This window comes from Parafrankia irregularis (assembly GCF_001536285.1).
GTDB classification, from domain to species: Bacteria; Actinomycetota; Actinomycetes; order Frankiales; family Frankiaceae; genus Parafrankia; species Parafrankia irregularis.
Map to the genome: position 1 here is coordinate 291,334 of NZ_FAOZ01000004.1, position 12,371 is coordinate 303,704.

Here is a 12,371-nt window from a genome sequence, read left to right on the forward strand (position 1 = left end):
ATCAGCGGTGGTCGCCGCGGGGGTCGTGGTAGTCGCGGTCGTCGCAGCCGTCCCAGGGCCCGGTGATGGCGAGCACGTAGCCGGGGCTCTGGATGTTGGCGAAGAGGATCTTCTTGTCGGCGCTGAAGTTCGGGCCGGTGAACTCGCTCTCGTTGAGCTCGTTGCGCGCCAGCGCGTAGGCCGTGCCCTTCTTGGTGACACCGATCAGGTGGCTGACGCCCTCGCCGTCCTCGGCCAGGATGAGGCCGCCGTAAGGCGACACGGTGATGTTGTCCGGGCCGTCGAAGTCGACGTCCTGGGTCGGGTCCAGGTTCAGGCCGAAGATCACCTTGAGGGTGATGGTCTCGTTGTTCGGGTTGTAGAACCAGACCTGGCCGTCGTGCTCCTTGGGGCTGCCGTCGCTCACCCGGGCGTAGCTGCAGACGAAGTACACGCCGCCGTCACCCCACCAGGTGCCCTCCAGCTTGCGGCTGTTGGTGACCTGGTCGGTGGTGAACTGCTTGCGGATGGAGACCGTGGCCGCGCTGCGGTCGGGGACGTCCACCCAGCTGACCTTGTACCTGGTGCCGACCGTGGTCGCCTCGGAGAGGTCGACGATGTGCTGCGACCCGTTGCTGGCGCTCAGCGCCTGCAGGGAGCCGGCGGTGTCGCCGCCCGCGCTCAGCGCGAGCGCACGCAGCGCGCCCTTGCCGGCGCGGAACCTCTTCGGTGGCGTCCAGCGGTAGAACAGGCCGTGCGGGCTGCTGGCGTCCTCGGTGAGGAAGATCTCGGCGGTCTTCGGGTCGACGGAGACGGCCTCGTGGGCGAAGCGGCCGAGGAACTTCAGCGGCACCGGGTTCTTGTTCGCGGCCTGGTCCACCGGGTCGACCTCGAAGACGTGCCCGTGGTCGTACTTGTAGGTGGCGTTGGCCTTCTGCTCGGTCTCCTCGCAGGTCAGCCAGGTGCCCCACGGGGTGTAGCCGCCGGCGCAGTTGGTGAGGGTCCCGGCCAGGCTGACGTACTCGCGGACCCGGTTGCCCAACCGGTCGACCACGATGTTGGTGGTCCCGCCGGGGGCTCCCGGGTCGTAGGTGTAGTCCGCGATACGCGGCACCGGGTTGGCAGCGGCGCCGCTGAGCTCGTGGTTGTTGACCAGCACCGAGCCGCCGTTGCGGGTGGGGAAGGAGGCGGTGCCGTCCGGGGCGCCCGGGGTCGGCTCGCCCGACTCGAGCGTCGTCACGCCGGTCTGGGCGATGATCTTGTAGGAGAAGCCCTTGGGCAGCGCGAGCAGGCCCGCCGGGTCGGCGATGACGGCGCCGTAGCCGGTCGCGGAGCGGGACGTGGCCTGCGCGGCGGTGCCGGCGAGAACGTCCATGCTGCCGGCGGCGACCAGGCCGAGGCCGCCCACCGCGCCGGTGCGCATCAGGTTACGGCGGGAAATGGAAGAAGTCACCGGCGTGCCTCCAAAGATCATTATTAACTGGGACGCCATGGACATTGTCGGGTCGACCTGACACCTCGTTTGTCGGTATGTGGCCGGACGGCCAACAGCTGGGAAACGATTGCTGCGTGCGTGCAGGTTGGGCCCCCGGGCACCGGCTGGGCCGCGTCTGTTGGGCGCAGAAATTCCCGGGCCGGGGAAAGCCGTGCACGTCGGGTTCCCGCAATGAATACCGAGCGTTGCCGATTCCGGTGTCGAATCCACAGAAAAGGCTTCCGCTTATGTTTGGTAAACCTAAGTTTAGTTTGAGGCTCGCTGTGCGAGTGGCAGGAAGATCGTATCGACGATCTCGGTGAGGACGTCCTCGGGCACCGGCGCGAGAGTCATCAGGGCCTCGTGGCGCAGGAGGTCGAACGGAAGCGACTTCACCCGGTCGGGCAGGGGAGTGGGGCCGATCTCCCCCCGCTGGGCGGCGCGGGCGAACAGGGCGTCGAGCCCGTCCTTGCGGTCCCCTTTCAGGACGCGGCGCAGGTCCGCGGGGCTGGTGCCGGTCTCCCGGTAGTAGTCGGCCAGGTGGACGCTCACCAGGGTGACGAGCTGGATCCGGGTGTCGTTGAACTGCCGCATGAGCGTGAGGATGTCGCCGCGCAGGCTGCCGGTGTCGGGGATGGTGATCTCGTCCCGTTCGAGGGCGCGGATGATCGTGGCGCGGACGAGTTCGTGCCGGTCGGACCAGCGGCGATAGAGGACGGGGCGGCTGGTTCCGGCGCGCTGGACGACGGCATCCATCGTGAAGTTGGCATAGCCGTGCTCGGTCAGCTCCGCCCAGGCCGCGTCGAGCAGTGCTGCCTCCAGCGCGGCCCCGCGGCGACGCTCCGTCATCTTCCCTTCGGCCCCTGTTCTACCCGTTCCGCCTTAGACACGCTTGCGTATCTTATGGAGGGCGCCTACGATCGCCTCCGGCAAGAAACGACGATGTATCTTAGGTGGTCGTTCATTGAGTACCTCCGACGGGACCGCAACCGCTTCGCAGCAGGGCCCAGTCGCCTCCGACCGTATCGACCCGGCGGTGTGGCGCATGGCGATCACCGTCATCGTGGGTGCGCTGGCCGTCATCCTCGACACCACGATCGTCAGCGTCGCCATCAATGATCTCACCCGCGAGCTGGACACCTCGCTCTCCACCATCCAGTGGGTGAGCACCGGCTATCTGCTGGCCATGTTCGTCACCATCCCCGTCGCCGGATGGGCACAGTCGGTACTTGGCGGCAAACGGCTGTGGATCGCCGCCCTCGGCATCTTCCTGCTCGGTTCGGTCCTGTGTGCGGCCGCGTGGGATGTGCACAGCCTCATCGTGTTCCGCGTCGTCCAGGGCATCGGTGGCGGGATCATCATGCCACTCATGATCACTTTGATCATGCAGGCGGCGCGGGGCGGCAACATCGGCAAGGTCATGGCGACGATCTCGCTGCCGGCCGCCCTCGGGCCCATCCTCGGGCCGGTCCTGGGCGGCGTCATCCTGCATGTCGGCGACTGGCGCTGGATGTTCTTCGTCAACATCCCCTTCTGCGTCGTCGGTGCCTGGCTCGCCGCCCGCAACCTGCCCGACGACCGGCCGCGGGGCGGCACCCGAGCCCGCCTCGACGTCCTCGGCCTGCTGCTGATCTCGCCGGGCGTCGCCGCCGTCATCTTCGGTCTCTCCCGGGTCGAGGGCAGCGCGGGTTTCGCGAGTGTGGAGGTCCTGCTGCCGCTGCTCGTCGGCCTCGCCCTGATCGCGGCATTCGTGGGCTGGGCCCTGGCGCGCTCCACGGCCGCGCTGGTCGACCTGCGCCTGCTCCGCCACCGCCCGCTGGCGTCATCCGCCGCCGTCGGCTTCGTCCTCGGTGGGGCCCTCTACGGCTCCATGCTGCTGCTGCCGCTGTTCTGGCAGCAGGCTCGCGGTGAGGACGCCCTCGGGGCAGGGTTGCTGCTGATCCCGCAGGGAGTGGGCACCCTGTTCTCCCGGAACCTCGCGGGCAGGTACACCGACCGGTACGGGCCCCGCTGGGTCGCGCTGACCGGATTCGCCCTCGCCTGCGTGGCCACCCTGCCGTTCGCGTTCGTCACGGCCGGCACGGGCGACGTGCCGCTGCTGGCCGCGCTCTTCGTGCGCGGGCTCGGCCTCGGCGCCGCCACCATCCCACTGGCCGGTGCCGCCTACATCGGCCTCGGCCATGCGGAGATCCCGCACGCCAGCGTCATCACCCGAGTCGGCCAGCAGATCGGCGGCTCCCTGGGTACCGCGGTTCTTGCCGTGGTCCTCCAGCACACGGCCGGGGGAGCTCACACCCCCGAGGCCGTCGCCGACGCCTTCGGTGAGGCCTTCTGGTGGTCGATCGCCTTCACCGCCGTCGCCGTCCCGCTCTGCCTGCTGCTGCCCGGCCGCCCCACCGCGCCGTTCGTTCCCGAGTCGGCCGACGTCGACGCGGAAGTCGCCGCACCGGCGTAGAGGAAGCCGCTGTGCCGGCACAGGGAAAGTCCCTGCGCCGGCACAGGGGGAAGCCGTTGCGTCGGCGTAGGGCAGACGAGCGCTTTCAGGGCTTGCGGGCCACGCCTGCGAACAGCCAGTCGGTGCGCGGGCTGTCGTCGTCTCCCGGGTTCCACTGCCACGGCCGCACAATTCCGGGTTCGACCAGGTCGAGGCCGGAGAAGAAACCCTCAATGGCGGCACGCGGCCGGAAGATTATTGGCGATGTCGCGTTCTCGTAGGCTGCCTCCGTCCGGGCCACGCCCTCGGCCGGAGGCCCGTCCGTCGTCAGGTGCGAAAGCGTCAGGAAGGATCCGGCGGGAACCGCGCTCATGAACTCGGCGAGCAGCTCACGGGGCCGCTCGCCGTCCTGGATGAAGTGGAACAGGGCCACCGAGAGAACGGCGACGGGCCGGGAGAAATCGATGAGGGCGCCCGCGTCCGGATGGTCGAGGATCGACCGGGGCTCGCGTGCGTCCGCGGTGATAATTGTTGTCGTCTTGTTCGTCGCGAGCAGCGCGCGACCGTGTGCCAGGACGATCGGGTCGTTGTCCACATAGACGACCCGGGCATCCGGGTTCACCTGCTGGGCGATCTCGTGCACGTTCCCCTGCGTCGGCAGGCCGGTCCCGATGTCGAGGAACTGGTCTATACCGGCGTTCGCGAGCCAGCGGGTCGCCCGCTGCAGGAAACGGCGGTTCTCCCAGACGATGTCGAACGTCATCGTCTTGCCCAGGGCGGTGTCGACCGCGGCGGCGGCCGTCCGGTCGACCTCGAAGTTGTCCTTGCCCCCGAGGAAGAAGTCGTACATGCGGGCCGGGGTCGGCCGGTCCGTCCGAAGATCGGCGCCGGGGTCACCGCCGTCGCTCTCGGACACCGCTGATTTGAAGTTCCAGCCCATCAGCCCGCCTCGCCAGCTGTCTCGTCGAATCCGGCGACCTCGACGACGCCGGCGAATGTGCTTTGCGGAGCGTATCGCCCTGGATGTCCGCTCGACCCACCCGACTACCCGAGGTAGGTCCGCAGCGCGCCCAGTGCCTCGTCGAGGATCTCCTCAATCGTGCGCTGCTCGTCGTCCAGCCACTGCTCATAGGCGGAGACCGCGATTGCCAGGGCCACATGGCCGACGGTGCGCGGCAACAGGTCCTCAGGTGTCAGCCCGTGGCGTTCGGCGGCATAGGAGGCGATGACCCGACGCCACTGCCGGTACTTCAGCGCCGAATGGGCCATCAGCGTCGGAGTTCTCAGCAGCAGGGTCATCCGTTGCCTGTGCTGGGCCACAGCCGCCGCGTCGACATGGTTGAACGCGAGCACCGCCCGATGCACCGCCTCGTGGACGGGAATGTCCGTCGGCATGGCGGCGAGGGTCTTCTGCAGCCCGACCAGGCTCTCGTCGAACTGCCCCCACGGGATGTCGTTCTTGGAAGGGTAGTACCGCAGCAGCGTTCGGCGCCCGACCCCGGCCGCCGCGGCGATCGCGTCCAGGGTGGTGGCGTCGAATCCGTGCTCGGTGAACACCGCGAAGGCGGCCCGCTCGATCGAGGCGTGATCAGTGACGGGCGGGCGCCCTTTCGGCCGGCGGGCCGGGCTGTCCAGCGCGCCTGGACTGTCCGGTGTGCCTGGACTGTCCGGGGTGTCTGGGGTGCTCACCGAAGCGGGCCACTCGAGGAGTTGAAAATTTCGGTCGTTCCCGCGACCAAAATCGTCAGATCTTGCCAAGTAGCAACTTCAGCCGCGCCAGCGGCTCGAAGCCGAGACTCGAGGAGCTGAGGATTTCGGTTGTTCCCGCGACCACAGTCCGCAGGTCCTGCTCGGTGGCAGCGGTCACGCTCGCGAGGATCGAGCGCGGCGATGGCGCTCCCGTCAGCGCGGCGCGCCCGTGGGGTGCCAGCGGGCATGGCGGAGCCCTGCTGAGTGCCCAGGAACAGGGCGAGGTCCGCGCGCATGACCCGATTCTTCCCTACCCGAGGACCGCGATCGTGCGCGCGACCCGGGCGGATGGGTGAGGCCAGGCCTTCAGCGGGTGCCAGGCTGGCCGGGCTTTGCTGGTCGGCCTGGTCGGGCTGGTCGGCCTGGTCGGGCTGGGAGCAGCGGTCGAAGGGTCCGGCCGCGCAGTGCGCCGGCCCACAGCCCGGTGCCGTAGGCGAGATCGTCGAGGCGGCGGGCGAGCAGGAACCTGGCCGGATCAAGGCCTGGGGCGCACCGGCGGTAGTCGACCAGCCCGTCGACGACCGCGGCGGCCAGCACGGCGCGGCGCAGGCGGCGGGAGACCAGGCAGCCGGCCAGGCTCAACGGCCACCAGTGGCGCAGCAGCAGGCCGCTGGTCTGGTTTGCGTTCGCGGCCAGTCCGTGGCGGGCGACACCAGGCGAGATCCCCGCGCGGGCGAGGCGCACGGACTGGGCGGTGAGGATGGCCGCCGCGGTGGGCAGCGACCATCGTCGCTGGGCGAGCAGGGTGACGGCGACGCCCGCGCTCCACGGCGCGAAGACCGCCGGTGCCACCGCGTCGTCGTGCCGGCTGGCGAGGACGGTCGCTCCGGTGCCGTAGAACGCCTTGCGCCCCAGCCAGGCGGTGAGGCCGGAACGATGATCGTGCCGGGCGGTGACGGCGGGCTCGTGCCGCACCTGCCAGCCGGCGGCGGCCAGCCGCCAGACCAGGTCGACGTCCTCGGCGACCCGCTGGCCGTCGGTGAAGGTGAATCCGGGGCGGAGCGCGGCGACCCGGGCCATCAGGCACGCCGCGGGCACCCAGCCGACCGCGGAGCGCGGATGCACCAGCGCAGCCACGGGGCCCATGTCGAGTGACGAGCGGGCATCCTCGTAACGCCCGATCCAGTTCGTGCCGCCCGGCTCGGCCAGCCCGAGGATGCGGGGTGCCACGGCGGCGACCCGGGGCTGGTGGAAGTGGCGGGCCAGCAGGGCGAGCGCAGCCGGCTCGACGACGACGTCCGAGTCGACGAAGACGACCAGCGGTGTGGTCACCTGCGCGAGCCCGGTGTTGCGGGCCGTTGCCGGGCCGCGGTTGACGGGCAGGGCGACGAGCTTGGCGCCATGCCGGTCGGCCACCCGGGCGATGGCCGACGGGTCACGCGAGCGGTCGTCGACGACGATCACCTCGAGCTGGCCGGCGAGGCCGGACAGCAGCCGGTCGAGCGTCCCGGGCCGGTCGCGGACCGGGACGACCACCGTGACCGCGGACAGCTCGGCCGCTGGCAGCTCGCCGAGCACCGGGTTCGCCACGCCGCTGGCGAGCAGCCGGTCGGCGAGCTGCGCGGACGTCGCGTCGACCACCCGCAGCCGGCGCCCGTCCAGGTAGCGCGCCGCGCGTTCGTTGAGCCGAAGCAGCCGCATCGGCGCACCGCCGACGAGCACCCGCCCGCCCTCGGAGACCCGGACGCGCTCCCCGAGCTCGACGACGAGCCCCAGGCTGACACCGGGATCCAGGCCGACACCGGGATCCAGGTCGACACCGGTGCCGGTGCCGGGCCCGGTGTTCATCCTCGGAAACCGCCTTCGGCGCTGACGACGGAGCCGGTCAGCACCCCGCCGGCGACCGAGCAGCAGAAGGCGATGGTCTCGGCGATCTCGCCGGGGTCGATCAGCCGTCCGGTGAGCTGCCCGGAGGCGAAGGACTCGACGTCGTCCAGGTCGTACAGCGCCGCGGTGGCGGCCAGCATCGAGGTGCGGGTCGAACCGGGTGAGACCGCCACCGCCGTGACGCCCGTACCGACGAGGTCGGCGGCGAGGCCGCGGACGAGGCCGATGACGGCGTGCTTGGCCATGCTGTAACCGGCCAGGTGGAACAGTCCGCGGGTGCCGGCCGCGGAGGCGACGGCGGTGAAACGGCAACCGCCCGGGTCCGGCCCGGCCAGCATGTGCGGCACGCAGGCGGCGGCGGTGTTCCACACCCCCAGGACGTCGACATCCCACAGGGTCTGCACGTGCGCGGCCGGGGTCTCCCACAGCGGCTGGCCGCCGACCATCACGGCGGCGGCGGCGACCGCCGCGTCGAGCCGGCCGAAACGCTCGACGGCGGTGGCCGCCGCCGCGTCGAGGGCGGCGCGATCACGCACGTCGGCGAGCACGGTGTGGATCTGGTCGGGGTGTTCGGCGCGCACTGCCGCCAGCTGCTCGCGGCTCGCCAGCGGGTAGTCGACCCCGGGCAGGTCCGTGGCGGTGTCGCCGGCGCCGCTGTCGACCGCGACGATCCGGTAGCCGCGCCGGCACAGGGCCCGGACGGTCGCGGCGCCGATTCCGCGGCCGGCGCCGGTGACCAGCGCGACCCGCCCGGTGCCGGGCGGTCCGGTGTCGGGCGGTCCGGAGTCGACCTGCCCGGTGTCGGGCCGGGCGCCGCTCACGGCTGACGCTCCGCGGTCAGCCGAGGACGCAGCCGGCCGTGCTGGTCCGGTTCGCCGTGATCGATGAGGGCGGATACGTTCTCGATGATTGCCCGCAGCAGTTCCTCGCCGGCCCGGGCGCTGGCCGCGGTCGGGTCACCGAGCACGCCGGACGGCGCGACGGCCGCCACCCCGCCGGCGACGATGGCGGGCATCAGCTCGGTGAGCGGGGCGGTGTTGCCGGCCTGGGCCACGCACATCCGCACCTGTTCCGGCGCCAGGTGCAGCATGAGGGACGTCTCGGTGAACCCGGCATGTGAATCGGTCGCCGCGTCGCGGCCGGCGTCGTCGTGCCCGGGGCTGTTGTGCCCGGCGCTGTCGTGCCCGGCGTTACCGCGGCTGGCACTGTCGCGACCGGCACCGCTGGCGAGCCAGGCCACGTCGTGGCCCTCGTGGCGCAGCTGGGCGACGGCCTCGGCGAGTCCGCGCAGGTTGCCGCCGTGCGCGTTGACGAACACGATCCGTCCGCTCCAGTCCCGCATCGAGCGGGCCAGCTCGACCAGCAGCAGCCGCAGCGCCTGCGTGCCGATGGACATCGTGCCCGGAAACCCCTGGTGCTCCCCGCTGGCCGTGTAGATGACGGGCGGGGCGACCAGCACCGGCACGGCGGCGTCGTGCTGGCCAAGGCGCTGGTGCTGGCCAAGGCGCTGGTGCTGGCGCAGGTGCTCGGCCGCGCCTTCGGCCACCGCCACCGCGATCGTGGTGTCGGTGGTCAACGGCAGGTGCGGCCCGTGCTGTTCGCAGGAACCCACCGGGACCAGCACCAGCGGCGCCGGCGGCACGGCGGGCCATGCCCGCGCCGCCAGCGTCACCGACGCTCCCGATGGCACCGTCACTGCGCCGGCACCGACACCGACACCGGCTCTGGCGCGGGCACCGACTCCGCCGTGGGCACCGACTCCGCCGCGGGCACCGACTCCGGCGACGGCGTCGGCGCGGGTACGACGACGCCGAGCGTGCGGGAGAAGCCGCTGGGGATCAGGACGTCGTCCGGGGTCAGGTCGTGGATGGACGTGTGGCCGAGCGCGAGCAGCGCCGAGTCGATCCCGTTGCGCAGCACGTCCAGGACGTTCTCCACGCCGGCCTGCCCGTTCGCGGCCAGGGCCCACAGGTAGGCACGGCCGATCATGACGGCCCGCGCGCCGAGCGCCAGGGCCTTCACGACGTCCCCGCCGCGGCGGATGCCGCTGTCCATCACCACTTCGATGTCCCCGCCGACGGCTTCGACGACCGAGCGCAGGGCACGGATCGGGGCCGGGGTGCTGTCGAGGTTGTTGCCGCCGTGGTTGGAGACGGAGATCGCGCTGACGCCGGCGTCGCGGGCACGCAGGGCGTCGTCCACCCGGCTGACGCCCTTGAGCATGAACGGCCCGTCCCACTGCTGGCGCAGCCAGGCGATGTCGTCCCAGCTCGGCGGGGGTGTCTGCATCCATTCGCCGTAGGCGCCGAAGAAGGTGGGCACCGGCTGGCCGGGTTCGGCCAGGTTCGGCACGGACAGGTCGGGGAGTTTGCCGGTACGCAGGTAGCTCGCCAGCCAGGCCGGGCGGGACAGGCCCTGCGGCGCCATCTTCACCATGGTCTTCAGGTCGAGCCGTTCAGGGATCCAGGGGCTGCCCCAGTCGCGGCTGTGCGAGAACGACCAGTCGAGGGTCACGATGAGGCCGACCGCGCCGCCCTCGCGGGCGCGTTCGAGCCGGCGGACCATCGACTCCCGGGTGCCCATCCAGTAGATCTGGAAGAACGTGCGCGGGTTGGCGGCGACGACCTCCGCGAGCGGCTTGCTGGCGAACGAGCTGAGGCCCATCGCGGTGCCGCGGGCCGCGGCGGCCCGGGCGACGGCGACCTCCCCGTCGGGGTGGACGGCCTGGACACCGGTCGGGGAGATGATGACCGGCAGCGAGATCTCCTGGCCGAGGACGGTCGTCGCCAGCTCACGCTTTTCCTTCAGCCCGGCCACGTGCGGGGCGAAACCGAGCTCGTCGAACGCGCCGGTGTTGTCGCGGTAGGTCACACCGGCTTCCGAACCGGCCAGCAGTGCGCTGTACACCGATTTCGGGAGCCGGCGCTGCGCGCGCCGCTGCGCTTCGGCGACTGATTCGAACCAAGTGTTACCCATGCTCCACCTTCTTGCCGCTTCAATATTTCGCCGGTGCTTCAGCGCGCCGGGGTGAATCCCGCCAGCGGGTTCTCGGCGCACGCGGAGACCGGCGGGGCCGCCGGAGCTGCCAGGGTGGCCGCGTCCGGCCGGGTGCCGAGCTGGAGCAGCACCGGCTCGCGCCGTCCGGCGGGTTCCCGCCGGTGCGAATGGTCGAGGCTCAGCGCCGGGACGGTCCGCTGCGGGTCGGCCAGCGCGGCCTGCCCGTAGCCCTGGACGCATTCGGGGTCCGGCCCGTCCAGGGGCAGGCCGGTGAAGAACTTCGCCGCCATGCAGCCGCCGCGGCACACGTCGTAGTGCTGGCACGCCGAACACGCCCCGCCGCCCTGCGGTTCGCGTAGCCGGCCGAACAGCTCACTGGTTCGCCACACCTGGGCGAAACCACCATCGGTGACGATGTTCCCAGCACGGAACGTCTCGTGGATCGTGAACGGGCAGGCGTAGACGTCGCCGACCGGGTCGATGAGGCAGACCACTCGCCCCGCCCCGCACAGGTTCAGCCCGGGCAGTTTCTCGCCGAAGCCGGCGAGGTGGAAGAAGGAGTCGCCGGTGAGCACCTTCTCGCCGGCCCGCACCAGCCATTCGTAGAGGTCACGCTGCTGGTCGTGGGTGGGATGGAGCTCGTCCCACACGTCCGCGCCGCGCCCCGACGGGCGCAGCCGGGTGAGCCGCAGGGTCGCGCCGTGGTCGTCCGCGATGCGCTTGAACTCGTCGAGCTGGTTCACGTTGTGCCGGGTGACGACAACCGAGATCTTCGCGTCCCGGAAACCGGCGGTGGTCAGGTTGTCCAGCGCCCGCAGCGCCATCGCGAACGAGCCCTCGCCGCGGACCTGGTCGTTCACCGCCGCGGTGGCGCCGTCGAGGGAGACCTGGACATCCACGTAGTCGGTCGAGGCCAGGTAGCGGGCCCGAGCGGCGTCGATCCGCACGCCGTTGGTGGAGAACTTCACCCCGACCTGGTGGTTGACGGCGTATTCGAGCAGATGCCAGAAGTCGGGGCGCACGGTCGGCTCGCCGCCGCCGACGTTGACGTAGAAGACCTGCATCGCCTGCAGCTCGTCGATGATCGACTCGCACTGCTCGGTGCTGAGCTCCCGCGGGTCACGCCGGCCGGACGCCGACAGGCAGTGCACGCACGACAGGTTGCAGGCGTACGTCAGCTCCCAGGTCAGGCAGATCGGTGCGGCCAGGCCACGTTCGAACCGCGCCACCAGCGGCATCGCCCGCTCGGTGTCGGCGGGCTCGGTCAGGATGGTCAACTGGCTTCTCCCTCTGGCTCACGTGGCTCACGGGGACGGATCACGTCGGCGTTGGCCAGCCCGCGCAGCGCGGCCGCGAACGACGGCCACTGCTCGGCGGGGACACCGGCTCGGCGCAGGGCGGTGCGGGCGTCGGGCGCGTCGCCCAGGCCTCGCACCACCTCGACCAGCTCCCTGCGCTTCAGGAAGATCAGACGGCGGTTGCCGAAGTGGTACGCGAGCGCCCCGAACGACTCGGGGCGCAGCGCGACGGACCGGGACAGCTCCCAGGCCGCGTCGAGGGTCTGGTCCTCGAGGGTGCGGTCCTTGAGGGTGCGGTCTTTGAGGGTGTCAGTAGACACCGCACATCCCGTCGATCGAGACCTCCTCGATCAGGGTGTCCTCGACCAGCGGTGCCTCGGTGCCGTGGTGGATCTGCGCGGCGGGGCCGGTGGGGGCGGCGGGGCCGGTGGTGCCGACCTGCTCCGCCTCGACCTGGGTGCTGGGCCTGCGCATGTTGCCTCCTCGTGTCACGTACCGGTGGTCACGTACCGGCCGGCAGCCGGCGCGCTCGGTGGTGTGCGGTCACATTAATGGCACCTGTGGCTAAAATAAAGCCCCATGAGGCCACCGCCCGGGTTGTTACCGCCGTTAC

Annotated in this window: 13 protein-coding genes; 2 read left to right on the forward strand and 11 right to left on the reverse strand. The window is 71.1% G+C overall.

Annotated elements, in window-relative coordinates:
• Position 1: 1 nt before the first annotated feature.
• The gene (locus tag AWX74_RS08295) at positions 2 to 1,432 is read right to left on the reverse strand and encodes an alkaline phosphatase PhoX (protein WP_207550275.1); all 1,431 of its coding nucleotides are present in this window, start codon (positions 1,430 to 1,432) and stop codon (positions 2 to 4) included.
• A gap of 288 nt (positions 1,433 to 1,720) precedes the next feature.
• Positions 1,721 to 2,302, reverse strand: a complete 582-nt coding sequence (locus AWX74_RS08300; protein WP_091273344.1) for a TetR/AcrR family transcriptional regulator — start codon at positions 2,300 to 2,302, stop codon at positions 1,721 to 1,723.
• Between the two features lie 196 nt (positions 2,303 to 2,498).
• On the opposite strand from AWX74_RS08300, the gene AWX74_RS08305 reads away from it, so the two are divergent.
• Complete coding sequence (locus AWX74_RS08305) at positions 2,499 to 3,908, forward strand: MDR family MFS transporter (protein WP_226931138.1); 1,410 nt, start codon at positions 2,499 to 2,501, stop codon at positions 3,906 to 3,908.
• An 85-nt stretch (positions 3,909 to 3,993) separates the two neighbouring features.
• Here the strand turns inward: AWX74_RS08305 and AWX74_RS08310 are convergent, their stop codons facing one another.
• Both AWX74_RS08310 and mftR read right to left on the reverse strand, forming a co-directional pair.
• Positions 3,994 to 4,827 (reverse strand): SAM-dependent methyltransferase, encoded by an 834-nt coding sequence (locus AWX74_RS08310; RefSeq protein ID WP_091273349.1) that lies wholly within the window; start codon positions 4,825 to 4,827, stop codon positions 3,994 to 3,996.
• A gap of 104 nt (positions 4,828 to 4,931) precedes the next feature.
• A complete protein-coding gene (gene mftR / locus AWX74_RS08315; protein ID WP_091273352.1) occupies positions 4,932 to 5,576 on the reverse strand; it encodes a mycofactocin system transcriptional regulator in 645 nt (214 codons plus the stop codon).
• Positions 5,577 to 5,740: 164 nt separating this feature from the next.
• On the opposite strand from mftR, the gene AWX74_RS39440 reads away from it, so the two are divergent.
• Positions 5,741 to 5,932, forward strand: coding sequence for a hypothetical protein (locus AWX74_RS39440; protein ID WP_131799430.1), 192 nt, complete (start codon positions 5,741 to 5,743; stop codon positions 5,930 to 5,932).
• Positions 5,933 to 5,942: 10 nt separating this feature from the next.
• On the opposite strand, the gene mftF is transcribed toward AWX74_RS39440, so the two are convergent.
• Genes mftF through mftA form a run of 7 tightly spaced genes read right to left on the reverse strand, consistent with a single transcriptional unit; the run spans position 5,943 to position 12,232 of the window.
• Positions 5,943 to 7,424, reverse strand: coding sequence for a mycofactocin biosynthesis glycosyltransferase MftF (gene mftF, locus AWX74_RS08320; protein ID WP_091273355.1), 1,482 nt, complete (start codon positions 7,422 to 7,424; stop codon positions 5,943 to 5,945).
• Positions 7,421 to 8,284, reverse strand: a complete 864-nt coding sequence (locus tag AWX74_RS08325; protein WP_207550277.1) for a mycofactocin-coupled SDR family oxidoreductase — start codon at positions 8,282 to 8,284, stop codon at positions 7,421 to 7,423. Before AWX74_RS08325 ends, mftF begins: the two co-directional genes overlap by 4 nt.
• Entirely contained in the window at positions 8,281 to 9,135 is an 855-nt protein-coding gene (gene mftE / locus AWX74_RS08330; RefSeq protein WP_091273358.1) for a mycofactocin biosynthesis peptidyl-dipeptidase MftE, read from the reverse strand. Before mftE ends, AWX74_RS08325 begins: the two co-directional genes overlap by 4 nt.
• A 20-nt stretch (positions 9,136 to 9,155) precedes the next feature.
• Positions 9,156 to 10,439 carry a pre-mycofactocin synthase MftD gene (gene mftD / locus AWX74_RS08335; RefSeq protein WP_091273360.1) on the reverse strand — a complete coding sequence of 428 codons (1,284 nt, stop codon included), beginning with the start codon at positions 10,437 to 10,439 and terminating at the stop codon, positions 9,156 to 9,158.
• Between the two features lie 38 nt (positions 10,440 to 10,477).
• Entirely contained in the window at positions 10,478 to 11,698 is a 1,221-nt protein-coding gene (mftC, locus tag AWX74_RS08340) for a mycofactocin radical SAM maturase (protein WP_091273755.1), read from the reverse strand.
• A gap of 35 nt (positions 11,699 to 11,733) precedes the next feature.
• On the reverse strand, positions 11,734 to 12,078 hold the full coding sequence (gene mftB / locus AWX74_RS08345) for a mycofactocin biosynthesis chaperone MftB (RefSeq protein ID WP_207550279.1): 345 nt from the start codon (positions 12,076 to 12,078) through the stop codon (positions 11,734 to 11,736).
• Positions 12,068 to 12,232: a mycofactocin precursor MftA gene (mftA, locus tag AWX74_RS40670; RefSeq protein ID WP_063793256.1), complete on the reverse strand. Its 165-nt coding sequence runs from the start codon at positions 12,230 to 12,232 to the stop codon at positions 12,068 to 12,070. Before mftA ends, mftB begins: the two co-directional genes overlap by 11 nt.
• Positions 12,233 to 12,371 lie beyond the last annotated feature (139 nt).

Coding starts and splice junctions, on each gene's coding strand:
- mftA (WP_063793256.1), bottom strand. CDS start 12,232: ATGCGCAGGCCCAGCACCCAGGTCGAGGCGGAGCAGGTCGGCACCACC.
- mftD (WP_091273360.1), bottom strand. CDS start 10,439: ATGGGTAACACTTGGTTCGAATCAGTCGCCGAAGCGCAGCGGCGCGCG.
- AWX74_RS08300 (WP_091273344.1), bottom strand. CDS start 2,302: ATGACGGAGCGTCGCCGCGGGGCCGCGCTGGAGGCAGCACTGCTCGAC.
- AWX74_RS08310 (WP_091273349.1), bottom strand. CDS start 4,827: ATGGGCTGGAACTTCAAATCAGCGGTGTCCGAGAGCGACGGCGGTGAC.
- mftC (WP_091273755.1), bottom strand. CDS start 11,698: ATGCCGCTGGTGGCGCGGTTCGAACGTGGCCTGGCCGCACCGATCTGC.
- AWX74_RS08305 (WP_226931138.1), top strand. CDS start 2,499: ATGGCGATCACCGTCATCGTGGGTGCGCTGGCCGTCATCCTCGACACC.
- mftF (WP_091273355.1), bottom strand. CDS start 7,424: ATGAACACCGGGCCCGGCACCGGCACCGGTGTCGACCTGGATCCCGGT.